Consider the following 25,951-nt stretch of genomic DNA (forward strand, 5'->3'; position numbering starts at 1 on the left):
CGCCATGCAAGCATTAGTCATTCACGGTAAGCAAGATCTACGGGAAGAAAGCATTACACTGCCCGCATTAGCCTCTGGAAAAGTACGTTTGCGTATGTCTTTCGGCGGCATCTGCGGCTCAGATCTTCACTACTATCATGAGGGAGCCAATGGCGCTTTTGTGATTCGTGAACCAATGATTCCCGGCCACGAGATGTCGGGAATCGTCGAGGAAGACCCTAGCGGGCAATGGCCGCAGGGAACCCCGGTCACGCTGCACCCTGCAACATTTGGCAACAGCCAGCCCGGCATCGAAGACAAGCCGCACCTGTGGCCCAATGGTGCTTATCTAGGCTCTGCCTCTACCTGGCCGCATACGCAGGGTGGCATGAGCCAGTTTTTAGATGCCGATATCAGTATGCTAAGGGCACTGCCTGATACCTTGCCTCTGGCGCGCGCCGCCCTAGCAGAGCCCTTATCCGTGGGCTTGCATGGCATCCAGGTAGCCGGCGGGGTCGATCAAAAGCGCGTATTGGTATGCGGTGCGGGGCCCATTGGCTTGCTCGCCGCAGCGGCAGCGCTTGCCAAAGGGGCCCGCGAAGTTTGCATTACCGACGTTCTGGATGGCCCGCTATCCCGCGCCCGCAAACTGGGGGTGCATAGCACTATTCAGGTAGGCACGGATGAGCTGCCTCAAGAAGCTTTTGATGTGGTGCTTGAGTGCACCGGCGTTCCCGCATCGATCAACAGCGCTATTCTCGCCGTACGTCGTGCAGGCGTTATCGTTCAAATAGGCATGATGCCTGCAACGCCACAGCCGATTGCGCTAGCGTCATTGATTTCAAAAGAGGCTCAGCTGAGGGGCTGCTTCCGTTTCAACGATGAAATTGATGAAGCCATCAGGCTGCTCGCTGCCGATGCCCGCTTCGATAGCGTCATCACTCACGTGCTGCCTGCCAAAGATGCCCAGCACGCATTTTCAATTGCTAAAAATGCGCAAGTATCCGGCAAGGTGTTGATCGAGCTTTGGAAGTAACAGAGCAATGATCAGGCAAGGCAAGCCTTGATGGCTTGCCGGCTAACGCGCCGCTTGAGCTAACGTATTACCCCCCAACCCCATCAATATGCCGCCACCGACCCGCTGAATGAGCGTAGAAGAACCTTTAGAGTGCTGCAGCCATGCCCGTAGCGGGCTAGCAAGCAGCACTACCATGATATCTGCAGAAGAAAACAGCAGATTGGTAGCAATGCCTAACCAGAGCAGTTGCCATGCCACCGGCATAACGCTTTCAGGCTGCACAAACTGAGGCAAAAACGCCACAAAGAAGAGCGCAGTTTTAGGGTTGAGCACTTCAACCAAAAAACTATCGCGCAGCACGCGCCTTGTCTTTGCCAGCGGCACCTCAACGTCATGGGCCCCAATCCCCTGTTTCCATAACCGTAACCCCATCCACAGCAAGTAGAGCCCGCCAATCACCTTCATGGCTATGTAAGCAGGAGGAACTGCCGCAAATAAAAGTGCCAAGCCAAGAGCGGCAGCGATTACGTGGATATAACACCCCATATGCACGCCGATGACAGCTGACCACCCTGCGCGTCGGCCTCGCCCAAGCGTTTGCGCTGCGGTATACAGCATCGCAGGACCAGGAAGGTAGGCAAAACCAAGCGTGGCGATTAAAAATGCGGCCCACTGCATAAATGGCATCCCAATAACGTTAGAAATAAAACGGGGGTGACGCCGGCGTCACCCCCACTCCCAGTCAAAATTTATTAACCAAATGCTTATAAGCAGACCTTAAAGCGAGATGTTAAAAGTTAGCTTTGCGCTTTTCTACAAAGGCGCTCATACCTTCTTTCTGTTCTTCACCGGCGAAACAGAGGGCAAACAGGCTCGTTTCCAGCGCCAGCGCGCTATCAAGGTCTTGGTCTAATCCATCGTGAACCGCTTGTTTAGCGCCGCGCACGGACTGCGGGCCATTGCCTTTAAGCTGCTTGGTGAGTTCTTCGACGTAGCTCTCCAGCTCAGCCTGCGGCATTACTCGGTTAACGAGCCCGATACGCAGTGCTTCTTGGGCATCAATCTTACGACCCGTGGTGACAAGGTCAATCGCCATGGCGGGGCCAACGCGACGCGGCAAGCGCTGGGTGCCACCAAAGCCGGGGATCACACCCAGCAGCACTTCTGGCTGCCCAAACACGGCGTTATCGCTGGCTACGGCCCAGTCGCAGGCCAGTGCCAATTCGCAGCCGCCGCCAAGGCAAAACCCGTTTACCAGCGCGACCACCGGCACTGGCAATGTCTCTAAGCGTTTAATCGTGCGCAGCGCTTGGCTGGCAAATGCTCGCGCCTCTTCAGGCGTTTTTTCACGCATCTCGGTAATATCGGCTCCCGCCACGAAGGATTTCTCGCCCGCCCCCGTAATCAGCACCGCGCGTAAACCCGGGTGAGCTTCCAGCGCCACTAAATGGGCTTCTAATGCGGCGAGCACTTCGCTGTTTAGCGCATTGAGCGCCTTAGGACGATTAATGGTTAATCGCACCATTCCATCGTTATCAACTTTCTCAATCACTGACTCACTCATGGCGGGCTCCTTAATTGTTATGGGCATACGCTGTTATATCGTAGCCAGAAAAATACCACTCAACCCTAGCGAACGCTTGGTTGAGTGGCAATGACTTATTTATGCAGCCTTTCCCGGCTTAGCATTGAGACCATCCAGCTCTCAATTAATCGTAGTGGTAAAAGCCGCGGCCGGTTTTTCGACCGAGATAGCCTGCGGCTACCATGCGTTTAAGCAGCGGGCACGGGCGATATTTGGGGTCGCCAAAGCCTTCTTGAAGCACGTTCATAATCGCTAAACAGACATCTAGGCCAATCAGGTCTGCCAGCGCTAGCGGCCCCATGGGATGTGCGGCACCTAGCTTCATGGCGTCATCAACTGCTTCTGGGGTGGCGGTACCCTCTTGAACAATAAACGCCGCCTCGTTGATCATCGGCACTAGTAAGCGGTTCACTGCAAAGCCCGGCGCATCGCCCACCGGCACGGCGGTTTTGCCTAATGCCTTGGCAAGCTGCTCGATACGCTCAACGGTAGCGTCAGAGGTCTGCTCGGCGCGAATCACTTCTACCAATTTGAGCACCGGCACGGGGTTAAAGAAGTGCATGCCTACCACGCGTTCGGGATGTTCGCACACCGCCGCCAAGCGGGTGAGCGACAGCGATGAGGTATTGGAGGCCAAAATAGCCGTGCTGTTCAATTGGCTTAGATCGCGAAAAAGCGTCTCTTTGAGTGCTGGCTGCTCAGGCGCTGCCTCAATAATCACCGCACAGTCGCTAAGCGCCTGTAACGAGGTCGTGGTCGAGAGGCGCGCCAAAGCGGCCTTTTTATCTGCCTCCGTGATCTTTTCTTTAGCAACCAGCTTGGCTAAGCCTTTGTCGACGTTCGCTTCGGCGCGACCCAGCTGCTCTTCGGCCACATCAAAAAGACGTACCGTAAACCCGCTGGCGGCCACTACCTGGGCAATCCCCTGCCCCATCGTACCCGCGCCGACGATGCCAATTAGTTGGTCACTCATTCACTTTCTCCTTAATCCACTATCAATGATTTTTAGCTTCTTCACGCAATACGAATTTTTGTATCTTACCCGTTGAGGTTTTCGGCAGTTCGCTGAAAATCACCGTCTTAGGCACTTTGTAGCCCGCCAAACGTTCGCGACAGTGGGCGATAATATCGGCCTCAGTGACTTCCCCGTAGCCGACTTTCAGCTTCACAAATGCACAGGGCGTTTCGCCCCACTTCTCGTCGGGCTTAGCCACCACCGCCGCCTCTTCAACGGCAGGATGGCCGTAAATAGCGTCTTCTACTTCGATGGTCGAGATGTTTTCACCACCGGAAATAATGATGTCTTTAGAGCGGTCTTTGATCTCGATATAGCCATCCGGGTGCCACACAGCCAAATCGCCGGTGTGATACCAACCACCCGCCAGCACCTGCTCGGTTGCCTCAGGGTTTTTTAAGTAGCCCTTCATCACGTTATTACCGCGCATCAGTATCTCACCCATGGTTTGACCGTCTTTGGAGACAGGTTCCATCGTGAGCGGGTCGGCCACGCATAGTGCTTCGAGCATGTGATAGCGCACACCCTGGCGAGCTTTTATTTTCGCCCGCGCCTCAAGCGGCAACTCATCCCACGCCTCACGCCAGGCACAAACGGTCACCGGCCCGTACACCTCGGTTAAGCCGTAAACGTGGGTAACCTCGATGCCTAGAGTTTCAACGCCAGCAATCACCGCGGCAGGCGGCGCAGCACCGGCGGTGGTAACTTTCACCGAATGATCGAACTGGCGCTTAGCTTCAGCGGGCAAATTGACTAAGCCATTGAGAATAATCGGTGCGCCGCTGAAGTGGCTAACCTTTTCATCAGCAATCAGTTGCATAACCTTTTTAGGCTCGACACGGCGCAGGCACACGTTGACGCCTGCATTGGCGGCAATCGTCCATGGAAAACACCAGCCATTGCAGTGGAACATAGGCAGCGTCCACAGATAGATCGGGTGGTGGGGCATCGCCCACTCCATAATATTGCTCACCGCGTTCAGGTAAGCGCCACGGTGGTGATAAACCACGCCCTTGGGTTTTCCCGTTGTGCCAGAGGTGTAGTTGAGTGAGATCGCATTCCATTCATCCTCAGGTAGCTGATAAGCGAAATCGGCGTCACCTTCATTGAGTAGCGCTTCGTACTCAATCTCCCCAATACCGTCTATTTCACCCAGAAACGCCACGTCGGCCACATCGATGATCAGCGGCTTATGTTCAAGCGTGACAACGGCCTGCTGGATAACGTCAGCAAACTCGGGGTCCACCAGAATCGCCTTGGCTTCGCCATGCGCAAGCATGTAGCTGATCGCCTCAGCATCCAGGCGAATATTTAAGGTATTGAGCACACAGCCCGCTAGCGGCACGCCAAAATGCGCTTCAAACATAGCCGGAATATTAGGCAGCATGGCCGCCACCGTTTGACCCGGCTGAATACCACGCTGTTTGAGCGCAGAGGCAAGCTGGCGGCAGCGCGTCCAGGTTTCGCCCCAGGTGCGGCGAGTGCTGCCATGCACGATGGCGGGATAATCGGGGTAAATCGACGCCGAGCGCTCGATAAAGGTCAGCGGCGAAAGCGGCACGTGATTGGCAACGGTTTTGGGTAAGCCTTGCTCGAAGATAGCGCTCATAGTCGACTCCTACCTATTGTTATTAAAAGCGATCGTTTTAAATGCATGTTTTGATAGCCTACAAACAGCGCCGCCGCCTTTAAGGCGGCGGCGCGTAGCTATGTGATTCGCGTCAATGAATCTCAAAGTCGCTAAGGCATTGCATGCCCGCCTCAATGACCGCGCGCTGGGCACGGCCAACCGGCAGCCATTGAGTGATAGCAAACTCTGCGCTGCGCAGCTTGGCAGCGTAGAAAGGGTCGTCGCTGCCGTTATCAAGCGCAACTTGAGCACTGAGCGCCGCTTGCCCCATTTGCCAGGCGCACAGCACGTGCCCCGCTAAGCTGAGAAACGGCGTGGCGTAGGCCTGCACCGCGTCCGCCCCTTTTTCAGGGTCGGCGCCCTGCTTGAGCACTATCGCTTGGGCGGTTTTTAGATCGTCTAAGCCGGCGGCTAAGCCACTGCCTAACGCAGCAAGCGCAGGGTTCGCGTTGAGCTGTTCGACGGTAGTGGCAACGTCATCTAGCAGCGCAGTTAGCGCCTCGCCACCATCGCGTTGAAGCTTACGCCCTGCCAAATCAAGCGCCTGAATGCCATTAGTACCTTCGTAAATCGGAGCAATCCGCGCATCGCGCAGCAGCTGAGCTGCGCCGGTCTCTTCCACGTAGCCCATCCCTCCGTGCACCTGAATGCCCATGGACGCGATATCGACCGCCTGGTCAGTGGAAAAACTTTTAATCACCGGAATAAGAATATCGGCGCGGGCCTGTGCAGCGCTGCGCGTATCGCGGCTGTCTGCATGACGGGCTGTATCCAGCTCGGCGGCGCAATACAGCGCCAGTGCCCGCAATGCATCGGTACGCGAGCGCATTGAAAGCAGCATACGGCGCACGTCGAAATGATCGCTAATACTGCATTCAGCACCGCCACGCGATGCCGGCGCTCGCCCCTGACGACGCTCAAGCGCGTAGGCGAAGGCATGCTGGCAGGCACGCTCAGCCACGCCAATGCCCTGGACACCTACTTTGTGGCGAGCCTCGTTCATCATGGTAAACATATGATTCAGACCACGCCCTTCCTGGCCGACCAAGTAGCCAATCGCACCGCCATTTTCACCAAAGCTTAGCGTGCAGGTGGGGGAACCGTGAATGCCCAGCTTATGCTCAATGGATGCACAGGTGACGTCGTTGCGCTCTCCAAGCGAGCCGTCGTCATTGACCAAAAACTTGGGCACTAAAAACAGTGAAATGCCTTTATTGCCTTGTGGCGCATCGGGCTTTCGGGCCAGGACTAGATGAATGATATTGTCAGCGGCGTCGTGCTCGCCCCAGGTGATATAGATTTTCTGGCCGCTAATGCGGTAGTGATCGTTTTCGGGCACGGCGCGAGTGCGCACTTGGGAAAGGTCCGACCCCGCTTGGGATTCGGTAAGGTTCATCGTGCCCGTCCAACTACCTTCCACTAATTTGGGCAAGTAAGTGGATTGGAGGGCATCGCTGCCGTGGTGCGCCAGCGCCTCGATAGCGCCAGCGGTTAGCATGGGGCAAAGACCTAGCGCCATATTGGCACCGTGAAGCATTTCCTGCACCGCGCTGGCCACCACTTCTGGCAAATTCTGCCCACCTAACGCTTCGGACACGCCAATACCGTTCCAGCCACCCTCTACATACGCCTGATAAGCCGCTGCAAAGCCATCCGGTGACGTCACGCTGCCGTCGGTATGACGCTTGGCACCCTGTCGATCACCGCTAGCATTTAGCGGCCCCCAGACATCGCCCGCAAGCTTTGCCGCTTCTTCAAGCACTGCCTCAACTAAATCGGGCGTAGCTTCTTCAAAGCCTGGCAGGCTTAGCGAGCGATGCGCGAGCAGCTCTTCGAGCACAAAGCGCAAGTCGCGTACGGGCGCAGCGTAAACATTCATGGCGAACCTCGGCAGAGAGTGAATCTGGGCGTTCTTAAACAATTGTTTGAAAGTAGCGCTACGATAGTAGTAATACTCTCGCCCAGACACCATTAGCCCAAGGTATCAGCCGCCGCCAATAATGCCTCTATATTGCGCTACTTGCGCACGCCCATCTGCTCCACGTCATCATAATAGGTGATATGACTTTCATCTTCGGCAGGCGGCCCTACCACGGGCTCAACGGCGTCAACATCCCATACCGCGTCGGACAAATCTTCCAGGTGCTCGTGCTCTAGCGCGCCCTGCATTAATTCTTCGGTCACCACTAGCTCGGCACCCGCTGCGGTCATTGGCGTTGTTGGCGTAAATGGAGCCACGGGCACCGGCGCTGGGCGAACATGGCGACGCCAGGAAAAGAACATGACGAGGAACAGGCTGAGCGAACCAAAAGCCCAGAATAGACCTGCGTCGCCTATCGCCGTCATGACCGGTGAAATCATTAGCGGGCTTAGCGTGGCGCCAATCGAATTGATCAACAGCAACCCCTGGCTCATACGCACTAAGGCGCCCGCGGGTGCACGGTCAGCGGCATGGCTAACGGCGACAGGGTAAAGGGCAAACACCCCGCCGCCGAGCAAGAACAGCAGCCCTGCTAACAGCGGTGTTGAGAGCGGCAGCCAGAGGATCGCCGCCGAGATCAATACACAGAAACCGCTAATCCCAATCAACACCATCTGACGGTCGTGGCGGTCCGACCAGCGGCCAATCGGATACTGCAGCAGCATGGCGCCCATAATCACCACGGCCATCATCTGCCCTACCTGACTAACGCTCATACCGTTACGCTGCAAATAGAGCGGTAGCAGTGTATAGGCCGCCGCCACTACCATGCCCGAGCCCAAACTACCCATCACCCCGGTGGGTGTCAGCATAATCAAACGATGGGGAGGCAGCGGTTCGGCATGTTCCATGATCGGCGAGACACGGGGAATCATTGCCATTGGCAGGACGGATAGCGAGGCCAGCAAACCAATCACCATAAAGGGCGCGGTGACGCCCATGGCGTTAGTCACGCCTAGCAGTAGCTGGCCCAAGACCCCGGCGCCATATAGCGAAATCATATACAGCGCCAGCAGGCGGCCGCGGACCTTTTGATCCCCGGCGGTCAGCAGCCAGCTTTCAATGACCAGATAAACGCCCACCGTCGCCCAGCCGCCAATCAGGCGTAGGCCAAACCAAGCCCATGGGTCGAAAAACAAGCCCTGCAGCAGCACCGTAACCGCGACGAGTGAGGCGAAACTACCGTAGGCACGAATGTGGCCAATGCGCAGCAACAGGCGGTCATTCACCAGCGCACCCAGCGCTAAGCCGATAAAGTAAGCCGACGACACAATACCGATCACCGTGGCCGACTCACCGGCGGCGTCCAGACGCACGGTAATTAAGGTGGCAAGAAAACCGTTGCCAATCCCGAGAATGAATAGCCCTAACAGGGGCGCCAGCGCCATGGCTAATAGTTGCCGCGACATGAAAACCTCACCTTGCCTACAGGAGTGAAAAACACGCATGAAACATGTTGCCAAATGTGCTCAAAACCACCGTCATCTCACCTGGCACACCTAGTCAGGCTGGGGTATCGGCGCGCAATTATTGCCCTCAATGGTGCAAAGTCAATGCTTTTCGAATGCTTCGCTCACTCGCGCTGGCGGTTTCTAAACAATAACCGTGTCGGGGCCAGCAAATTCCACTACCAAATTATTCTCTTGTGCCCACCAGCGAAAGGTCGCTTCACTAAAAAAGCTAACGTGCGTGGGGTCGTTAATATAGTGCCAGTGGGGTAAATAAACGCCCTAAAAAGCGTCGGCATCCCGTATCATGCGGCGAGTTTTGATGTTTATCGTATTCGGCTTTGGCAGCGGCGGCGCTCAAATGCTGCTCCGGGGGGAACACATACCAGCGCGCACGTGGCACACTGGTAATAGTCACGGCGCCGGTCCCTGTGGTAAAGCGCAGTGTAAGTTTCCGCGCATAGCGGGCAGCGGCGCATCATCGTATTCTCTGGCTTATCGCTATGGTTTAAGGAAAGAGGCATGCTAACAGGTCTGGATCATCTTGTTGTTACCGTCACGGACATGGGGCGCGCGGTGGATTTTTACTCCCGCGTGCTAGGCTTAGACGTACGCTATCGCGATGCCCAGCGGGTCGATCTAATGCTTGGGGATACCGCACTACGTCTGCATCAAACAGACACCGATATCGCCCCCGTCTCCGCAACGCCTACTCCCGGCAGCCTGGATTTATGCCTGCGCTGCCAGCTGCCGCTGGACGAATTTAAGCAGCACCTGGATGCCTTGGCGATTGACGTGGAGCTTGGGCCTGTGGCTCGCCAGGGCGCCAACGGGCCGATTGAGTCAATTTATCTGCGCGACCCGGACGGCAACCTGCTGGAGATTTGCCGAGCTTCTTCGCGCTAAGCTTTGGCCCGCGTTAATGCTAAACCGGGGATCGCAAGGTATCATACGGCCCTTGAACAGCACCCGCTGAGCTGGATAATTCGCAGCTAATGAGCAGCAAGCTCTATGCACTTATACAGATTGATCGAAAGGAAACGCTATGCGTGATAATGCCTATGCGCCGCTTGAAGGCGAAATAATCAGCGAAGAACAGCGCCACCAGCCCGACACCACGCTGGCGATGGTTATTTATGCGCTTTATCTGGCCAGTTTTTTTCTCGGTTTTACGTCAGTTATCGGGGTGGTCATCGCCTATGTGTATAAAGGCAAAGGCCCTGCTTGGCTAGAAGAGCACTATCGCTACCAGATTCGTACCTTCTGGATAGGGCTGGTGTACGGCATCGTGTTTTCGCTCTTGACCTTCATACTGATCGGCTTTCCATTACTGCTGGCGCTCGGCGTATGGCTGATTATCCGCTGCGTTAAGGGCTTTAAAGGGCTGCAAGAGAAGCGTGCACCCACCAACGTAGATACTTGGCTGCTCTAATAATGACTCAGCACAGGTCTGAATCCGATGGGCGTTTCTCAAAAGCCAGTGCGATCAGCGGGCTTTGGCGTCATTTGTCAGGCTGGTCGCTCTCGCGCCTGTGGCGGGTTTCCTCAGCGCTAGGGCCTCAGGTTTACCGCTTTAGCAAGCGTGAACGCTTTATCACAGAGCGCAACTTGGGCGTTGTTTACCCCCATTTTTCAGCTGCCGAACGCAAGACGCTTGCCCGGCATAGCCTGCGCCACTCAACGGCGACCATGTTAGAGCTTGGGCATGCCTGGATGGCGGAGCCGGATAACGTAGAAGCGGGGATTTTGGCGGTCTATGGGCGCGACAAGCTCGATAGTGCCCGGGCGCAAGGCCGCGGAGTGATCGTGCTAGCCCCGCACTTTGGTAACTGGGAAGTGCTCAACTTCTGGCTGTCGGGCCACTTCCCCTTTACCGCCATGTACGAACCACCCAAAATTACCGCCTTAGACCCCATAATTCGCCATGGCCGAGAGCGTATGGGAGCAAGCCTGGTGCCGACGAATCCTCGCGGCGTCGCGGCACTGCTCAAAGCGCTTAAGCGTAGCGAAGCTATTGGCATATTGCCCGACCAAGAACCCGACTGGGGCAGCGGTGTGTTCGCGCCTTTTTTTGGTCGCGATGCCTACACCGCCACGCTGCTGCCGAAACTAGTGGCGCGTACCCAAGCAAGAGTCGTCACCGGCGTGGCGCTGCGCGTTCCTGGCAAAGGCTTTGAGATCCACTTTCTAGATGCCGACGAGCGCGTTTATAGCGCCGATGACGTGGAGTCTGCCACGGGGGTCAACGCTTGCGTAGAAAGCGCCATTGCCCTGGACCCCGCGCAGTATCAGTGGGAGTACAAACGCTACCGTAAAGTGGTGCAAGAACAGCAGCAATTGCCCAACTTTCGCGACTTTCGACCGTATTGATAACGCCTCATTCTTACGGCAGATTACTCGTTATTGTCACGGGCATACACATCGTCTAAGCGCTCTATATCGTCCTCGCCCAGGTAGCTTCCCGACTGCACTTCGATCAATTCAAGAGGAATCTTGCCAGTGTTTTCCAGCCGGTGAAGCGCCCCGATGGGAATATAGGTCGACTGATTTTCACAGACTAAGAAACTCCGCTCTTCAATCGTCACCCGTGCCGTGCCGCTCACCACTACCCAGTGTTCAGCGCGGTGATGGTGGCGCTGCAACGACAGCCGCCCACCGGGTTTCACGGTAATGTGCTTCACCTGATAACGCTCGCCGCTATCCATCGCTTGAAAGCTTCCCCAAGGACGCTGAACCTGAGGCGCGCATTCAGGCTCGCGACGCCCCGCCAGAGAGAGTGCCGCCACCAGCTGTTTGACCTGCTGCGCCTGCTCACGGTGAGCGATTAATACGCTGTCAGATGTTTCCACGACAATCAGATTTTGCACACCCAGCGTTGCCACCAAGCGGTGTTCGGCAATTACCAGCGAGTCCTGGGTATCGGTTAGCCAGGTATCGCCTTTGGCAGCGTTACCAGCTTCATCGGGCACTACCGTTGCCCACAGCGCATCAAAACTACCGATGTCGCTCCACTGCGCCCTCAGCGGCACCACCGCGGCGCGCTCGCAGTGTTCCATGACCGCATAGTCGATAGAGTCCGCCGGGCAGCGGCAAAATGCCTCTTCGCCCAGGCGCAGAAAATCTAAGTCGCGATGGGCCGAGCTAACCGCCTCCACGCAGGCCGCAAGCATCGTCGGCTGCAGGCGCTCTAACTGCTCTAAATAGCTTGAAGCACGCAGCAAAAACATGCCGCTGTTCCACAGGTAGTCGCCGCTTGCTACCAGCTTAGCGGCGCGCTCGGCGTCAGGCTTTTCGATAAATGCGGCAAGATGATGCCCCCCGTCTAAAGGCGCACCGCAGGCAATGTAGCCATAGCCAGTTTCAGGCTGGGTCGGCACGACGCCAAACGTCACCAGGTAGCCTGCTTCGGCGAGCGGCGTGGCAAGCGCAACGCTGTGCTGAAATGCGCCAACATCGCCTATTTCATGATCCGCCGGCAGCACCAGGAGTAGCGGATCATCGCCGGCTTGCCGCGCCAGCAATGCCGCACAGGCAATCGCGGGTGCGGTATTACGCCCTTCGGGCTCAAGCACCAGCGTGGCCGCTTGATTCATTTCGCGCAGCTGTTCGGCCATTAAGAACCGGTGGCTCTGATGCCCCATCAGCATCGGGGCTTTATCGGTCAGCCCGACTAAGCGCCTCAGCGTTTGCTGCAACAAACTCTGCGGCGACGTTAAGCGCAAAAATTGTTTAGGCATTTGCTCTCTTGATAGCGGCCAAAGCCGAGTGCCGCTACCACCGCTTAAAATTACCGGCTGAATCATGGTTCCATCCTTGTGGTCATCCTTGCATCAGAGCACGCGTTTTAGCGAATAGGCTCACCGAAATCGGCCTGTAACCAGTGACGCAGCTCGCTCATTCTAGGCGCATTTTCAGCCTGTTCGAGCGCAGGCAGCGTGCCGGGTACAAATCCGCGGGCGATAAACGGCGCCAGAAGCGCGGGGTCTGCACTGATGATATGCACCGGCACCGCCGCGCTAGCATTATCACCGGTAATTAACGGCGCAGCCTGATGATCACCAAGAACGATCATCAGCGTTTTGTCGTCCACCACCCGCTCCGCCCAGCGCCCGGTGACTTTTACAGCGTAGTCCACCGACCAAGCATAGTGATCGCGAATACGTTCGATGTCTTGCCACAGCACTTCTGGCGGGTCGCCGGCGTTTTCCCACGGTGCAAAAATGCGGCCATCCTCGATTAACGACCAGTCTTCAATGACCGGCAGTATCGGTGTCCAGGGCGCATGGCTAGAAATCAACGCCTGCTGGGCAAACAACGGCGAGTCGCCTAGCAGGTATTTTTGGGTGTAATCGAGAGTGAACTGGTCGGGCATAGTCACCCAGTTAAGGGCAGGGCCGGCGTAGTCGATATCGTTGGCGGCGGCTATTTCATCGAAACCGTAAATCTTGCCTTCCGGCCACGCCATGGTAATAGCGGGCATGACGGCTAGCGTGCGCTGCCCGGTGGCACGAAAATCATCAATCAACGTGGAATGGCCGCTGTCTAACATCAGCCGATACCACAACTGGTTGTCGATCCACCGGCCGCTGAGCGTGGTCGCGTGCGCCAGCCACGACTGCCCTCCGCGAATCGGGGCTTCTAACATACCCGACACGACGTGAATATCTCGCTTTTCTAAGCGCTGCTGCATCTCGGCAAGGGTGGGCAGCAACACGTCAGCATAGCGCGGGTCATTCAGCGCCGAGATGCCGTAAGACTCAATGAAAGTCAGCAGCACATTATGTCCCTCAAGCCCTGGCAGGGCCTGGGCCTGCATAGGCGCGTCTTCCAACTGCGCGATAAATTCACGGCGAGCAGCATGGGTATCAGTTACTTGCTGCCATTGAAAACGCGTGATGTTGACCAAAGGCAGGCGGGCGCTATCCACTAATCGCATACCGTTAAGCTCAAGCGCGGCACCGCTGGTCGCCATCACCAGCAGCGCTAATGCAACCACTCTGGGTATGCGCTTAGTAACGTAAGACGCTGGTGGCAGTAGCAGCCATGCCAAGCCCGCAGCAATACCCAGCAGCAAGCCGGCGCCGGCCAGCATTGCGCACACGGCCAAAAACTGCCCGAGATTACCTTCCAGCAAGTTATAAACCGCGCTCATTAAAGGCAAATCGAGATAGAGGTTGAGTGGCCTGGCAAAGGCCATATGCGTCGCGGCAGTTCCCAGGTTGCTTGCCGTTGCCAATACCACCCAGCTCACCAGCCCCACTGCCACGATGAGGCGAGCCCTGCCACGAGGAAGCAGCAGCATTAAAGGCGCGATGACCAACGCTTCCCAGGCAATCAGATGTGAGCTGATATCACTAAAACGCCACCACAGCGGCGCGATGAGCAGTAGATTGAGCAGCAGTACCGTTGATAATAATCGGGTCATCGCATTCTCGTGTGTGTCTGCTTTAGCTTAAGATACCTAAGATAAGAGCTATCAGTGTCCTACCTTATTGAAAGGCAATAGACAGGCGCAAGGCATAGGGCTGCTGAAAAACACCATAATAATGTATGTCGAAAGGATTTCGCCCATGTGTGTTAGCAGCGTTAATAGAGGCAAGGTTGATAAAAACAAAGTTGGTAAAGACCGGGTTGGCAAAGACAGGGCTCGCAAAGACAGGGCTCGCAAAGACAGAGCTAGGAGAGTGCGGGCTGGCAAATTGACAGTGTTACTCGGCTGCACGATCGCATCGACTGCGTTTGCCGACGATGACCAGCACTTCAGCGCGGTGATTGAACGTGCGCAACAGCTTGCTGAGAATACGTATCAAGCCCCTGAAGAAACGCTGCCTGATGCGCTGCGTGATATTAGTTACGATACCTATCGGCAAATTCGCTTTGATCCAGAAAATGCTTATTGGAAAGAAGAAAGCCCGTTTAACTTACAGCTATTTCACAGCGGCTTCCTTTTCCAAACCCCCATTGCGCTCAATGTTATTGAAAACGACAGCGTAACCTCTCTGCCGTTTGCGCCCGAGGATTACAACTACGAAGGAAATGCTGAAGCGCTGAAGGAACAGGATTTATCGGGTAGCGGCCATGCGGGATTCCGCCTGCATTATCCACTCAATAACGAAGAATACGCAGACGAAGTAGCGGTTTTCCTTGGCGCGAGCTATTTTCGCATCGTAGGACGCGACCAAGTGTATGGGCTTTCGACGCGGGGGCTGGCAATCGATACGGCGTCCCCCGACGGCGAAGAGTTTCCAGCATTCCGCGAATTTTGGTTTTATAAGCCCACTGCTGATGCCGATCACCTTGAGCTATTGGCACTGTTGGATAGCCCTTCTGTCAGCGGCGCCTATCGCTTTATTATCCGGCCCGGTGACGATACGCAGGTGGAAGTAGAAGCCGAGCTATTTGCGCGAGACGATATTGCCAAGCTAGGCGTTGCCCCACTCACCAGCATGTTTACTTATGGCGAAGCGAGCCGCGAGCGCCCGGACGATTTTCGCCCGCAGGTACACGACTCGGATGGGCTACTGATGCATACCGGTAGCGATGAGTGGATTTGGCGCCCGCTGAATAACCCTGATGATCTTCACACCTCGGTGTTTATTGACGCATCGCCACAGGGGTTTGGCCTCATGCAGCGCGAGCGCGACTTTAACCGCTACTTAGATACGGAGGCCCAGTATCATCGCCGTCCCAGCCAGTGGGTGGAGCCTTTAGACGACTGGGGCCCTGGTCACGTTGAGCTGATTGAGATCCCCACTGCCGATGAAACTCACGACAACATTGTTGCCTTCTGGGTCGCCGATGACGCGCTGAAGGCCGGTGAGTCTCGCCGCCTGCACTACCGCACCTACACCCTCAATGCTCAGCCAGAAGACGCAATGCTTGGGCAAGTCATTCGCACCCGTCATGGCCGTGTCGGCATTATCGAGCAGGAAGATTCAGCCTCGTCAGGGCAGCGCCAGTTTATTATCGACTTCCAGGGTGGCGCGCTAGATGAGCTAACGGCCGACCAACCGGTTGAGCTAGATATCAGTATCCAAGACGGTGAGGTGCTGTTGCCTCAAGTCACCGCCCTACCTAATAAGGGCTGGCGCGCTAGCTTCAGACTCCCCGCCAGCGATCAGCCTAGCGATGTTAGCCTCAGACTGACCTTAAATGGCGAACCGGTTAGCGAAACCTGGAATTACGTGTGGTATCCGGATGTCTGACCCAAGCAACACAACGCTATCCCTTATCTGGCTCATCATCCGCTATAGGTCGTTCACGCTATGATTTACCACTGGCAAGCGCTTACCTCTTCACAACTCGCCGATATCGCCCAGCGCGACCCGGTGGCGGTACTGGTGCTCGGTGCCATAGAGCAGCATGGCACTCACCTGCCTTTAGCCACTGATCTCACTATTGGCCTAGGCCTTCAGGCGGCCATGCTGGAGCAGTTGAATGAATCGCTTAATGTCATTTGCCTACCGCCAATTTCCGTGGGCGCCAGCGATGAGCATGCAAACTTTCCCGGCACGCTGAGCTTACCCGCGCCGCTTGCTATTGCCACTCTGGAAGCCTATGGCGATAGCCTAGCCCAGACGGGCATTCGCCGCCTGGTACTGCTAAACAGCCATGGCGGTAACAAAGCGGTGATGGACATCGCCGGGCTAACGCTGCGGCGGCGATATGCCATGCGTGTGGTAAAAGCGACCTATACACGGCTACCTCCTCTTGAAGACGGCATTGATGCTGAAGAACTACGCTATGGATTACACGGCGGACTGCTGGAGACTGCGATGATGCGGCACTTAGCACCATCGCTTGTGCAGCTTGATCATTACCAAGCCGCCCCCACCGCGGCACCACAGGGCAACGCATTAGTCAGTGCAGAGGGCGCCGCGGCGTTTGCATGGCTAGCAGAAGATTTAAGCGCTCAAGGCGTAGCAGGTGATGCCACTCACGCTAGCATTGAATTAGGCGAGCGGTTAGTACGCCACTACGCAAGCCAACTTGCCATGGTAGTAACAGAAACCGCTCAATTGCCACCGTTAGCAGAGCAAGAATAACGCTCTGACGAGCGGCGGTTGCGATTAGCGCTGGCTGCTTAACACATCGTCCAAGAGATGCCCGCCACGGGTTGCCTTAGCGTTTAGGTAGCGCTGATTGTGATCGGTAACGCTGCCGTAGAGCGCTTGGCGCGACACCACTTCGATGCCGCCTTGGCGCAGGGCGTCCATTTTCAGCGGATTATTGGTCAGCAGTTGCACCTGGTCGATTTTAAGGGCGCTGAGCATGTCCACCGCGACGCTATACTGGCGCTCATCATCGCCGAAACCCAGCACTTGATCAGCATCGACCGTATCCAGCCCACCGTCTTGCAACGTATAGGCACGCAGCTTGTTAGCTAAACCAATGCCACGCCCTTCTTGAGCCAAATAGAGCAGCACACCGCCCCCCATGGCCTGAATATCCTTTACGGCATTGCGCAGCTGTTCACCGCAGTCACAGCGCAGGCTGGCGAAGAGATCTCCCGTTAAGCAGGCCGAATGCATACGCAGCGGCACCGCTGCTTCCCATTCTTCCGGCTTGCCAATGACCACGGCCACATGCTCGCGCAGGCCGTCGGGCTCACGAAAGAGCACGAAGCGGCTGTCGGCCGCTTCTTCCAACGGAATATGCGCTTCGCTCACCCGCTTAAGCATGCCCGGCACACCGGACAAGCACTGCTGAGCATCCTTGGCATTAACGGCTAACAGCCGCCCTTCGGCAAGCTGCTGCTCAATATCCGCGGCGGCTTTTTCACTCACAAACGCGCAGAGTGCTGCGGGTATGAGCAGGGCGCGACGCATGAGCGTCACCGCACCTACTTCCGCTAGCGCCGCTGGCTTTAAGCCCTTTAATCGCTCGCTGCCCGCTGACGGCTGATCTTCTGAGGTGGCTAAACGATGCAGTTCACCAGCGCCAATGTTCGCTGCTAGCGGTAAGCTTGCCGCCTCAGCGGTGACCGCCACACCGATAGCCGCTAAGCGGTGGCGGGTAAGCACTAGTGAAGGGGGGCTACCGGCCAGCTGCGCAAGGGCATCTATCGACTCGCTGCCTTCCAGCGCCTGCACTAATAAACGCTGTTTGCCGGCATTAATCACCACGGGAAAACCACGACGAATATCGAAAATAGCGCGTTCAATCTGATACATGTTGGCCTCCTGGCTTCCTGGCGTGGGAGTTGTTATAGCTTGCGCTGGGCGCTGCTTGCTGCGAAGTGCTGACTCGAAGTGCTTGCTCTTAACCAAGCAGCGCCCGCATGATTAAGCGGACTTTTCATTACGGAGACGTCATGCCCGACCCCAACGTCAACACGGACGCTACCTCGCCAACCATCCATCAAGATAGCCGTATTGAGGCGGCTGATGCCTGGGAGTGGCTGCTGGCGCTGCGCTACTGTCGCGCCTGCTCGGTGATGATTAAGCTCACGCCTAGCGGCGAATGGGCAACGTCTCTGGCCGTTAGCGCTGACGCCCGCGAGCTGCTGGACTGCCTGGCGCCGCTGGCCAGCCAATCTCAATGGGTTGTCGCTCAGTTGGGCCAAAGCCTTGATGGCCGCATCGCAACGGAAAGCGGTCATTCGCACTATATCAACGGCCACGAAAGCTTGGTGCATCTGCATCGGCTGCGCGCCATGGTCGACGCCGTGGTGATCGGTGCGGGCACTGCCTGTGCCGACAACCCGCAGTTGACCGTGCGCCACGTTAGCGGCGAGCACCCGGCCCGCGTCGTGCTGGACCCTCGCGGGCGGGTACCCAGCAGTCTTGCCCTGATGCAAACCGATACCGCACCGACGCTGCATATTGTGGGGCCGGAGGTGCCGGCGACGACGCCTCATTCTCACGTTGAGCGCTGCGTGCTGCCGCTGAACGCTAGCAGCCAGTTCAACCCTCAAGATGTCATTGCACTGCTGGCAGAGAGAGGCTTGCATCGCGTGCTGGTGGAAGGTGGCGGCATTACCGTTTCTCAGTTCATCGAAGCGCACGCCGTTGACCGCTTGCATCTGCTCATCGCCCCGCTGCTGATTGGCTCCGGCAGGCCGGGGCTGAAAATGACGCCCATCGACACGCTTGATAAAGCGCTGCGTCCGCCCACGCGAACCTTCCGCTGCGGTGAGGACACCTTGTTCGACATGCTGCTGAGGGAGGCTGCTCCCTGAGGGCGACACCTTTTCACGACGGCTCAGCGCAACCCAGATACCCGGCAAACTGGCCAGCAGCACTAACACACCGTAAGCCAGCGATACCGCCACGCCCTGGGCTGCCGGCAAGCCCACCAGCGCCCAAACACCGGCCGCGGCACCTTCACGTAGCCCCCAGCCCGCGACCGAGAAAGGGATCACCATCGCTAAGAGTAATACCGGAGTGAGCGCGAGCAGCCGCAACACGGGTAGCTCAACGCCAATCGCACGGGCTGCGCAGACCATCACTAAGCCATAGCTCAAGACAATCATCAGCGACGAGAGCAGTTGCCGAGGCCATACGCCGCGTTGCAATAAGCCACGCTTAATATCGCGTGCTAAGGCTTGGCTCCAGTCTGGCAGCCGCCCAGACCAGGCGCTAAAGCGATGGCTCAGCAACAGCCCGCCGGCGATCGCTAAGGCTGGCCCTATCACTATGCTGAGGCCAACCACCGTGATCACGGGCATACCCAAGGCGGCATGCCAAAGCGGCGAAAACAGCAGCGCCGTTAGCGTTAATAGCACTAACGCTAGCTGGCCCGACGCACGTTCAATAATCACCGCCCGCCAGGCCTTGCCCCGGGACTGTGCTTGGCGGGCATGACGATGAGCGCGGCCTGCATCGCCTAGCACTCCTCCTGGCAACAGCTGATTGACTAACAGTGCGAGATAATACTCGCGCAGCGCATAGCCGAATCTCAGCGGCACGTTAATTAGCCCCGCGGTGAACTGCCAACGCCAAGCGCTGAGCATGATCTGTAGCGTACTGATAACAAACGCCAGGACTACCCAGCCGACAGAGAAACGCTGCACCTCATCAACGATCGCCCTAGGGTCAACCCACAGTGCGACTGCTCCCAGCAGGGCGACGCTGACAACGCCACGGTGAAGCCATGGGCTGCCTAACATCGCGTGCAGCTGCGTGCGGACTCTCGGCGCCTGGGCCATTGGTTTACGCCTCTTCCTGGGGCATGGCGAACAGATCACGATGCCCCACCCAGATACCTAATTCACCGCCAGCAACCGCCTGCTGACGATGCTGCAACCAGGCGGCAATACGTGCCGATGATTCAGGCACTTGTTCTGTTACGGCCAGCGCCCAGCCTTCCAACAGCGCCGACATCAACGGCAGCTGCTCGCGATTGCCAGCGCTTAGATGCCAAGGCGTTTCAGCTTGCTCAATGCGGTACTGCGCCTTTTCTAAGGCGGCGACTAACGCGTCATGGGCCTGGCCACCCAGCGCGGCACCTAGTCCTTTATCGCGCTGCTGGTGAGCCATAAACATCGCCAGCATCCAGTGATCTTCATCGTCTACTACCGGGGCGTCGAGGACATCCGTAAAGTACCACTCGCCGGTCACGCTTAAGGCAATCAATAGGGCCTGATGCTGATGAGCACAGCGAGTGACCAGTTCATCAATCCACTGCTGTGAAACCAAATCAAGCAGCGCTGACGCGGTCACTAGGTGTGAGTCGTTGATCGGCACATCGCTCAGCGGCTCAAGCGATACGCAGTGTGTTTCAACCGTTACGGGCAACCCCTGACAATCGCTAAACTCCACCACTCGCTGCTGGGCCTGCTCTAACAGCCCAGCGTCATGATCGATTAATTTCCAGCGCTGGTAGCTGCCCAGATGCGGGGCAAGAAAGCGCATATTGCTGCCTCGGCCGCAGCCGAGATCCGCTATGCGGGGTGATGCTGCACGCGCACTGAGCCACTCAGACGCCTGCATGGCCAGCGGTTGGCTGCGCGAGGCAATGTCAGCCTCTTCGCGCAGCGTCAACCAGTCTGCTGCAAACTGGCTGCCGGCACTAAAGCCAAGCGGAGCCCTCGGCGTGGTTAACGCAGCAGCAAAGTCAGCGCCTGCCGCCTGCCAGTCATTAAGGCTATGGCGTGCTTGCACAGCGCCTTGACGAAGCTGATGACGTAAATCGGGGTCACCGCAAAATCGATTAAGGGCATCTTGCAGCGCCTCGCTATCACCCGGCGGAACGCTCAAACCCGCCCCCGGCGGCAGCGTATCGCGCAGCGCACCACCGGTAGTGGTAATCACCGGCAGGCCGTGGGCCAGCGCCTCAGTAATCACCATGCCGTACCCTTCATACCAAGACGGCAACACGAGGGCGTGGGCACGCTGGTATGCTGCTTCAAGCGTTTCATCATCGCACTCACCGTGCAAGATTACTCGACCGGTAAGCTGATGTTGCTCGATAAGCTGCTGAACGCGCTGGGCAAACCCTGCGTCACGCGCACCGCCATAGCAGTCGCACTGCCAGTTATCCCCCGCTACGTCTGCCAACGCCTGAACTAAAATGTCCTGCCCTTTGCGGGGCGTTACCGTCGCCACACACAGCAGCCTCAGCGGCTCGCCTGGCTCGTCGGCGCGACTTACCGGCGCTTGAGCGACTCCCGGCTCAACGACCGAAACATCGGCATTGAGCGGCATGGCGTAGTTCGTTGCCAGTTCCAGCACACGCCGAGCGGTAAAATGACTAGTGACGATAATGCGTGCCACGCCTGCAAGGGCCGCAAGTTCACTGCGATGAAAGCGCTGCTGATCCGCTTCGCTCAGACCCAGCTCATCACCTAACGGATGATGCAGCAGAGAGGTAATATCCAAGCGCTGCCCGTGTAGAGCGATCACCTCTGGCAATGCCCCCATGGCCAGCCCATCAATCACCACCGACGCCCCTTGTGGCAACGACTCAAGCGCTTGGGTGAGCTGCTGTGTTGCCTCGCTATCGGGATCAGGAAACGCACCAGAAAGGCCGATCACGTCGATCTCCCAGCCCTGCTCACGCAAGGCTGCGACGATGTGCGCATCGTAAAGATAGCCACCGGTGCGTTGCGCAGGGTCGCCAGCAACGATTAACGTGAAATGCCGACTCATAGCGCGCCTTCGAAGCTTGCCCAGGCCACATGAGACTCGTGGAGTTTGATTTCCATATGCGTAATACCACGGGCCGTCTGGCCCATTTCCCCCTCGCCAATCGCGCCGGCGAGCTTGTCAAAAATCGCCTTGGCCATAAACTCAGTGGTGGTGTTTTTGCCTGAGAACTCGGTTTCTTCGTCCAAATTGCGAAAGTTGTAGCCCGCAAGCACCTCTTTTACCGTTTCACTCGCCAGGCCAATATCGATCACGAGGCCATCTTCATCTAGCTCAGGGCGTTGAAAAACCACATCCACGACATAGGTCGCCCCATGCGTACGCTGGGCAGGGCCAAAAATCTCGCCTTTAAAGCTATGCGCAATCATAAAATGGTCACGGACGCATAAACGGTACATAGAGACTCCTTGTCATCAATAATTAGTTCTGAAATGTCGTTCTGAAAAATAGCTATGAAAAAATAGTTATAAAAAACAGCTATAAAAAAAGTTACGAATAGCGTAATCGGTGGCACAGCGCGGTGCTTCCTGACCCCAATAGATGCGGTGCAAGCGCGGGGAAATCGTGAAAGTCGCTTTCACCACTCACTAAAATGTCCAGCCGATCGTCGTCCAGCAAATTTAGCGCTAACGCTAAGCGGCGGCGATAGTCCCAGCGGGAAAGCAGTTTCGTAGGCAGTTGGCCGACTTGGCTAGCGCGAAGCGTCAAGCGCTGGGAATGAAAGGCGCCGCCCAAAGGCAATGTCACGTCATCTTCGCCGAACCAGCTCATCTCAATGAGTCGGCCCGCGTTACCCAGTAGGTCAAGCCCCTGACGCAGCCCGTCAGGGTGCCCGCTGGCGTGAATAACGCAGTCTTGATTGTGAGGGGCCTGGTCGGGAGTACTAAACGCCACCCCTAGGTGGGCGGCAACGGTCTCGCGCTCAGGGTTAATATCGATTAGGTGTACATTCACCCCGGGAATTTGGATGCACAAATACGCCACTAAAGCGCCTACTACGCCCGCGCCGATGACGCACACCTGCTCGCCCAGCATGGGCTCTGCGTCCCACACGCCGTTAATCGCCGTTTCCATATTGGCAGTCAGCACCGCGCGTTGAGCAGGCACATTTGCAGGAATGGCAACGACCGCCGAGGCGGGCACCACATAGTGATCTTGATGGGGAAACAGACAAAAAACGGATTTATTCAGCAGTTCATCGGGGCCATGCTCGACACGCCCAACGCTGCAGTAGCCGTATTTTACCGGGCCAGGAAACTCCCCTTTTTGAAAAGGAGCCTGCATGCGCGCAAACTCGCTCGCCGGTACGCGGCCATTGAATACCAACGATTCGGTACCCCGGCTAACCCCACTGTACAAGGTGCGTACAAGCACTTCATCTTGCCCAGGGGGCTTGAGTATTTCACGCCGCATCTCGCCTTGCTGGGGGTTGGTCACCCAAAAGGCAGTGGCGTAGTCAGGCGCCAGCATAGCCATTCCTTTTCGTTGCGAGCTCAACCAACCCGAGCCCATGCTCATTCCATTGAATGCTACGTTTTATCGCTAGGCTGCGAACTAGCTAGTCTGCGAACTAACAACGTCTTGCACCATAAGCCCGTTAGCGTTGTCACATAGCCAGTGGCCACCTTCAGAATAGTGTTCAATGGCTCACCTAATTCAGCGTAGCGCTTGGAAAGAAAATATTCGATTAACAATTTTTAAACACTTGATACTATCACTGCCTTCAACGTTAAGTTGCTCTATGTACAACCCTACCTTCTTCTACAAGAATGGTACATATAAAAATAGTTGCATCACTTACTTTAACTGCGGACAGCGACGCCGCTTCGTGAGCCAACATGCCGCTTTTCTCAAACGCGTCTTCCTGCACTCCGCACAAGTCGCTTTATACCGCTTTTGAACTGCTTTTAGGCAGTCTGATATTAATCATCCTTGGCAATGCTTTGCCGTTACTTATGCTGGGCTCCAGCAACTGGTGGGTGGCCGGTGGTTTCTACGCGTTTATTTCTATACTGATTCTAATTTTCTGGCCCCACGGGGCGCTCGGATGGGCAAATCGCGTCACGCTGATACGCGCGGTGCTGGTGGCCATAGTGGCTGCTGGCTTGCTCGCAGGCGCTTTTAAAAACGCTATTTGGCAGTGGCTGTTGATTGCGGTAATAGCGTTGCTGCTTGACGGCGTGGACGGTTGGATCGCGCGATACACGTACAGCCACTCAACCTTTGGCGCGCGCTTTGACATGGAGCTAGACGCCCTGCTGATTATGCTGCTATGCGTCGGGCTGTGGGAGTTTGAATCGCTGGGCGCCTGGGTATTGCTCATTGGCGGCATGCGCTATCTGTTTGTGATGGCGGGCTGGCGATTCAAGTGGCTAACCGCCCCTCTGTTTGCCAGCTTTCGCCGCAAAGCAGTATGCGTATGGCAAGTGGCGGCGCTACTCCTAGCACTGACGCCGCTCAACTCGCCGCTAATGGCTAATTTACTAGCGCTCAGCGCGTTAGTTTCGTTAGCTTATTCATTCGGGGTCGATGTACGTTGGCTCTACGCAAGATCTAAACCCTAAGCAGAGCTAATCGGCCAGCCGATTCTGAAGCGCATTTAACGCGTTAGTATCGGCCTCTAGCTCGCGGGTTGCGTCTTCTAGCTTGGCACGTCTTGTTTCAATATCGCCGGCATCGCCTTCACTGAGAGCCTCTTCAAGATCAGCCTGACGCTCTTGAACCTCCTCCTGGCTTTCCCGCACGTCCTTTGCAGCATCGTCTAGCACGCCTTCGTTGGTGCATTGGGCTTCTATAGCGTCTAACGCACGCTGCAAACCGTCAATACGATGTTGATTACCATGCTCACGGGCGTATTCAAGCTGTTCTTGAACGTCAGCTGTCTTGTCCTCACACAACATGTCCGTGGCATGTGCCAACGGCATGGTGACAACGCCTGCCATCATGATGAACCCGAGCATGGTTAATGATTGCTTTTGCATAGCTCTCTCCTGCCTGTTTTACGAATTTTCCTGGCTAGTCATTTTACAGCACTGCCTTACGGCGCAAATGCGATATAGTTATCACAAAATACAATTTATTGCATAAAAGAAATATTCTATATTCTTTATAAGAATATAGAATCTCTTCAAAGCAAAATCTCTTCAAAGCATTGGACACCGCTCGCTATGAACATTCAGCAGTTACGCATCGTACGCGAGACCGTGCGTCAACACTTTAATCTGACAGAAGCCTCCAACGCGCTGTTCACGTCACAGTCTGGGGCCAGCAAGCATATCCGTGATTTAGAACAAGAGCTGGGCGTTGAGCTATTCGAACGGCGCGGCAAGCGTATTCTAGGGCTGACCGTGGCGGGCAGTACGCTAATTGATTGTATTGAGCGTATTTTGTTGGATGTCGAAAACCTCAAACGCTCGGCGCATCAGCTTACCCATGAGGATCAAGGCAGCCTGGCCATTGCGACGACGCATACCCAGGCCCGCTACGCCCTGCCACCGATTATCGCCCGTTTTAAAAAAATCTTTCCCAACGTGCACTTGGAGCTGCATCAGTGCAGCCCGGAGGAAATTGTCTCGTTATTAAAAGCGGGCAAGGTCGATATCGGCATTGCCACGGAAGCGCTTAACGAGGAAGGGCCGCTATTTGCCTGCTTCCCCTTCTACCATTGGTATCACGGCGTAGTAGTGCCTCAAGAACACCCGCTTAATGATGGATTACCACTGACGCTTGAACGCATTACCGAGCATCCTATTGTGACGTACCACGAAGGATATACGGGTCGAAAGCGAATCGATACCGCGTTTTCGACAGCCGATGTCTACCCTGACATTGTGCTAACCGCGCTTGATGCGGATGTCATCAAAACTTACGTTGAGCTAGGCATGAGCGTTGGTTTGATCGCATCGATGGCTTATCACGAGCAGCGCGACCAGGGCTTAAAACTGCTGGATGCCAGCAGCTTATTTCCGCGCAACACCACCTATCTTGCGCTGAGGCGCGGCCACTTTTTACGCGGCTATGCCTATCAGTTTTTGAAGCTTTGCCGTGAAAACTTAGACGAAGAGACCGTCCAGAAGGTGCTAGCGGGCCGTCAGGATTAATCCACCTCTTAATCACAAAAAAACATAAGCAATCCATTTTTTATTCGTTAATTAGCATATAGAACCCCGTTAGGCTGCTCCCATCACATCAATAAACGATCGTTCAA

The 25,951-nt window shown here is 56.2% G+C and carries 22 protein-coding genes and 2 pseudogenes; 9 read left to right on the forward strand and 15 right to left on the reverse strand.

The genetic code is table 11. The features are described 5' to 3' along the window. Positions 1 to 4 precede the first annotated feature (4 nt). Positions 5 to 1,015 (forward strand): L-idonate 5-dehydrogenase, encoded by a 1,011-nt coding sequence (locus CIK78_RS14855; RefSeq protein WP_096281545.1) that lies wholly within the window; start codon positions 5 to 7, stop codon positions 1,013 to 1,015. 42 nt (positions 1,016 to 1,057) lie between these two features. On the opposite strand, the gene CIK78_RS14860 is transcribed toward CIK78_RS14855, so the two are convergent. The 7 genes and pseudogenes from CIK78_RS14860 to CIK78_RS18110 form a co-directional block, all read right to left on the reverse strand. Next, entirely contained in the window at positions 1,058 to 1,675 is a 618-nt protein-coding gene (locus tag CIK78_RS14860) for a LysE family translocator (protein ID WP_096281547.1), read from the reverse strand. Positions 1,676 to 1,787: 112 nt separating this feature from the next. Continuing rightward, positions 1,788 to 2,561 (reverse strand): enoyl-CoA hydratase-related protein, encoded by a 774-nt coding sequence (locus CIK78_RS14865; RefSeq protein WP_096281550.1) that lies wholly within the window; start codon positions 2,559 to 2,561, stop codon positions 1,788 to 1,790. A 145-nt stretch (positions 2,562 to 2,706) separates the two neighbouring features. Then, positions 2,707 to 3,555: a 3-hydroxybutyryl-CoA dehydrogenase gene (locus CIK78_RS14870; protein ID WP_096281552.1), complete on the reverse strand. Its 849-nt coding sequence runs from the start codon at positions 3,553 to 3,555 to the stop codon at positions 2,707 to 2,709. Positions 3,556 to 3,577: 22 nt separating this feature from the next. Next, on the reverse strand, positions 3,578 to 5,206 hold the full coding sequence (locus CIK78_RS14875; RefSeq protein WP_096281554.1) for an acyl-CoA synthetase: 1,629 nt from the start codon (positions 5,204 to 5,206) through the stop codon (positions 3,578 to 3,580). 112 nt (positions 5,207 to 5,318) lie between these two features. Then, entirely contained in the window at positions 5,319 to 7,106 is a 1,788-nt protein-coding gene (locus CIK78_RS14880) for an acyl-CoA dehydrogenase (protein WP_096281556.1), read from the reverse strand. Positions 7,107 to 7,243: 137 nt separating this feature from the next. Further along, complete coding sequence (locus CIK78_RS14885) at positions 7,244 to 8,617, reverse strand: MFS transporter (RefSeq protein WP_096281558.1); 1,374 nt, start codon at positions 8,615 to 8,617, stop codon at positions 7,244 to 7,246. Positions 8,618 to 8,800: 183 nt separating this feature from the next. Beyond that, a pseudogene (locus CIK78_RS18110) lies at positions 8,801 to 9,138 on the reverse strand (hypothetical protein). Positions 9,139 to 9,178: 40 nt separating this feature from the next. Between CIK78_RS18110 and CIK78_RS14895 the strand changes: the two are divergent. From CIK78_RS14895 to CIK78_RS14905, 3 genes are all read left to right on the forward strand, one after another. Then, positions 9,179 to 9,562 (forward strand): VOC family protein, encoded by a 384-nt coding sequence (locus CIK78_RS14895; RefSeq protein ID WP_096281560.1) that lies wholly within the window; start codon positions 9,179 to 9,181, stop codon positions 9,560 to 9,562. A 139-nt stretch (positions 9,563 to 9,701) separates the two neighbouring features. Beyond that, positions 9,702 to 10,088 carry a DUF4870 domain-containing protein gene (locus tag CIK78_RS14900; protein ID WP_096281562.1) on the forward strand — a complete coding sequence of 129 codons (387 nt, stop codon included), beginning with the start codon at positions 9,702 to 9,704 and terminating at the stop codon, positions 10,086 to 10,088. Positions 10,089 to 10,090: 2 nt separating this feature from the next. After that, the gene (locus CIK78_RS14905) at positions 10,091 to 11,026 is read left to right on the forward strand and encodes a lipid A biosynthesis acyltransferase (protein WP_096281564.1); all 936 of its coding nucleotides are present in this window, start codon (positions 10,091 to 10,093) and stop codon (positions 11,024 to 11,026) included. 23 nt (positions 11,027 to 11,049) lie between these two features. Here the strand turns inward: CIK78_RS14905 and CIK78_RS14910 are convergent, their stop codons facing one another. Both CIK78_RS14910 and CIK78_RS14915 read right to left on the reverse strand, forming a co-directional pair. Then, positions 11,050 to 12,459 (reverse strand): mannose-1-phosphate guanylyltransferase/mannose-6-phosphate isomerase, encoded by a 1,410-nt coding sequence (locus tag CIK78_RS14910; RefSeq protein ID WP_096281567.1) that lies wholly within the window; start codon positions 12,457 to 12,459, stop codon positions 11,050 to 11,052. Between the two features lie 41 nt (positions 12,460 to 12,500). Then, entirely contained in the window at positions 12,501 to 14,081 is a 1,581-nt protein-coding gene (locus tag CIK78_RS14915; protein ID WP_096281569.1) for an alkaline phosphatase, read from the reverse strand. 274 nt (positions 14,082 to 14,355) lie between these two features. On the opposite strand from CIK78_RS14915, the gene CIK78_RS14920 reads away from it, so the two are divergent. Together CIK78_RS14920 and CIK78_RS14925 are read left to right on the forward strand one after the other, a co-directional pair. Further along, complete coding sequence (locus CIK78_RS14920) at positions 14,356 to 15,861, forward strand: glucan biosynthesis protein G (RefSeq protein ID WP_225734440.1); 1,506 nt, start codon at positions 14,356 to 14,358, stop codon at positions 15,859 to 15,861. 60 nt (positions 15,862 to 15,921) lie between these two features. Continuing rightward, positions 15,922 to 16,701: a creatininase family protein gene (locus tag CIK78_RS14925; RefSeq protein WP_096281573.1), complete on the forward strand. Its 780-nt coding sequence runs from the start codon at positions 15,922 to 15,924 to the stop codon at positions 16,699 to 16,701. Positions 16,702 to 16,725: 24 nt separating this feature from the next. Here the strand turns inward: CIK78_RS14925 and ribA are convergent, their stop codons facing one another. Beyond that, positions 16,726 to 17,829, reverse strand: coding sequence for a GTP cyclohydrolase II (gene ribA, locus CIK78_RS14930; RefSeq protein ID WP_096281575.1), 1,104 nt, complete (start codon positions 17,827 to 17,829; stop codon positions 16,726 to 16,728). 263 nt (positions 17,830 to 18,092) lie between these two features. Here ribA and CIK78_RS14935 point away from each other — a divergent pair, with 263 nt between their 5' ends. After that, on the forward strand, positions 18,093 to 18,836 hold the full coding sequence (locus tag CIK78_RS14935; RefSeq protein ID WP_225734443.1) for a RibD family protein: 744 nt from the start codon (positions 18,093 to 18,095) through the stop codon (positions 18,834 to 18,836). Positions 18,837 to 18,941: 105 nt separating this feature from the next. Here CIK78_RS14935 and CIK78_RS18115 read toward each other — a convergent pair. From CIK78_RS18115 to CIK78_RS14955, 4 genes and pseudogenes are all read right to left on the reverse strand, one after another. Next, positions 18,942 to 19,805, reverse strand: a pseudogene (locus tag CIK78_RS18115) (lysylphosphatidylglycerol synthase transmembrane domain-containing protein); the annotation flags it as partial. A 4-nt stretch (positions 19,806 to 19,809) separates the two neighbouring features. Next, complete coding sequence (locus CIK78_RS14945; RefSeq protein ID WP_096281578.1) at positions 19,810 to 21,747, reverse strand: glycosyltransferase; 1,938 nt, start codon at positions 21,745 to 21,747, stop codon at positions 19,810 to 19,812. Beyond that, a complete protein-coding gene (locus CIK78_RS14950) occupies positions 21,744 to 22,142 on the reverse strand; it encodes a 6-carboxytetrahydropterin synthase (protein ID WP_096281580.1) in 399 nt (132 codons plus the stop codon). The genes CIK78_RS14945 and CIK78_RS14950 overlap by 4 nt, the downstream gene beginning before the upstream one ends. Positions 22,143 to 22,233: 91 nt before the next feature. Next, positions 22,234 to 23,214: a zinc-binding alcohol dehydrogenase gene (locus CIK78_RS14955; protein WP_096281582.1), complete on the reverse strand. Its 981-nt coding sequence runs from the start codon at positions 23,212 to 23,214 to the stop codon at positions 22,234 to 22,236. A 368-nt stretch (positions 23,215 to 23,582) separates the two neighbouring features. On the opposite strand from CIK78_RS14955, the gene CIK78_RS14960 reads away from it, so the two are divergent. After that, on the forward strand, positions 23,583 to 24,308 hold the full coding sequence (locus CIK78_RS14960) for a CDP-alcohol phosphatidyltransferase family protein (protein WP_096281584.1): 726 nt from the start codon (positions 23,583 to 23,585) through the stop codon (positions 24,306 to 24,308). A 6-nt stretch (positions 24,309 to 24,314) separates the two neighbouring features. On the opposite strand, the gene CIK78_RS14965 is transcribed toward CIK78_RS14960, so the two are convergent. Next, entirely contained in the window at positions 24,315 to 24,725 is a 411-nt protein-coding gene (locus CIK78_RS14965) for a DUF1090 domain-containing protein (protein WP_096281586.1), read from the reverse strand. 186 nt (positions 24,726 to 24,911) lie between these two features. Here CIK78_RS14965 and CIK78_RS14970 point away from each other — a divergent pair, with 186 nt between their 5' ends. After that, entirely contained in the window at positions 24,912 to 25,844 is a 933-nt protein-coding gene (locus CIK78_RS14970) for a CysB family HTH-type transcriptional regulator (protein WP_096281588.1), read from the forward strand. Positions 25,845 to 25,951 lie beyond the last annotated feature (107 nt).

The organism is Halomonas sp. JB37 (assembly GCF_002332255.1).
Classification (GTDB): domain Bacteria; phylum Pseudomonadota; class Gammaproteobacteria; order Pseudomonadales; family Halomonadaceae; genus Vreelandella; species Vreelandella casei.

Bases quoted from the DNA above. Each gene is read 5' to 3' on its own strand.
- CIK78_RS14855 (WP_096281545.1), top strand. From the start codon at position 5: ATGCAAGCATTAGTCATTCACGGTAAGCAAGATCTACGGGAAGAAAGC.
- CIK78_RS14860 (WP_096281547.1), bottom strand. From the start codon at position 1,675: ATGCAGTGGGCCGCATTTTTAATCGCCACGCTTGGTTTTGCCTACCTT.
- CIK78_RS14865 (WP_096281550.1), bottom strand. From the start codon at position 2,561: ATGAGTGAGTCAGTGATTGAGAAAGTTGATAACGATGGAATGGTGCGA.
- CIK78_RS14870 (WP_096281552.1), bottom strand. From the start codon at position 3,555: ATGAGTGACCAACTAATTGGCATCGTCGGCGCGGGTACGATGGGGCAG.
- CIK78_RS14875 (WP_096281554.1), bottom strand. From the start codon at position 5,206: ATGAGCGCTATCTTCGAGCAAGGCTTACCCAAAACCGTTGCCAATCAC.
- CIK78_RS14880 (WP_096281556.1), bottom strand. From the start codon at position 7,106: ATGAATGTTTACGCTGCGCCCGTACGCGACTTGCGCTTTGTGCTCGAA.
- CIK78_RS14885 (WP_096281558.1), bottom strand. From the start codon at position 8,617: ATGTCGCGGCAACTATTAGCCATGGCGCTGGCGCCCCTGTTAGGGCTA.
- CIK78_RS14895 (WP_096281560.1), top strand. From the start codon at position 9,179: ATGCTAACAGGTCTGGATCATCTTGTTGTTACCGTCACGGACATGGGG.
- CIK78_RS14900 (WP_096281562.1), top strand. From the start codon at position 9,702: ATGCGTGATAATGCCTATGCGCCGCTTGAAGGCGAAATAATCAGCGAA.
- CIK78_RS14905 (WP_096281564.1), top strand. From the start codon at position 10,091: ATGACTCAGCACAGGTCTGAATCCGATGGGCGTTTCTCAAAAGCCAGT.
- CIK78_RS14910 (WP_096281567.1), bottom strand. From the start codon at position 12,459: ATGATTCAGCCGGTAATTTTAAGCGGTGGTAGCGGCACTCGGCTTTGG.
- CIK78_RS14915 (WP_096281569.1), bottom strand. From the start codon at position 14,081: ATGACCCGATTATTATCAACGGTACTGCTGCTCAATCTACTGCTCATC.
- CIK78_RS14925 (WP_096281573.1), top strand. From the start codon at position 15,922: ATGATTTACCACTGGCAAGCGCTTACCTCTTCACAACTCGCCGATATC.
- ribA (WP_096281575.1), bottom strand. From the start codon at position 17,829: ATGTATCAGATTGAACGCGCTATTTTCGATATTCGTCGTGGTTTTCCC.
- CIK78_RS14935 (WP_225734443.1), top strand. From the start codon at position 18,093: ATGATTAAGCTCACGCCTAGCGGCGAATGGGCAACGTCTCTGGCCGTT.
- CIK78_RS14945 (WP_096281578.1), bottom strand. From the start codon at position 21,747: ATGAGTCGGCATTTCACGTTAATCGTTGCTGGCGACCCTGCGCAACGC.
- CIK78_RS14950 (WP_096281580.1), bottom strand. From the start codon at position 22,142: ATGTACCGTTTATGCGTCCGTGACCATTTTATGATTGCGCATAGCTTT.
- CIK78_RS14955 (WP_096281582.1), bottom strand. From the start codon at position 23,214: ATGCTGGCGCCTGACTACGCCACTGCCTTTTGGGTGACCAACCCCCAG.
- CIK78_RS14960 (WP_096281584.1), top strand. From the start codon at position 23,583: ATGCCGCTTTTCTCAAACGCGTCTTCCTGCACTCCGCACAAGTCGCTT.
- CIK78_RS14965 (WP_096281586.1), bottom strand. From the start codon at position 24,725: ATGCAAAAGCAATCATTAACCATGCTCGGGTTCATCATGATGGCAGGC.
- CIK78_RS14970 (WP_096281588.1), top strand. From the start codon at position 24,912: ATGAACATTCAGCAGTTACGCATCGTACGCGAGACCGTGCGTCAACAC.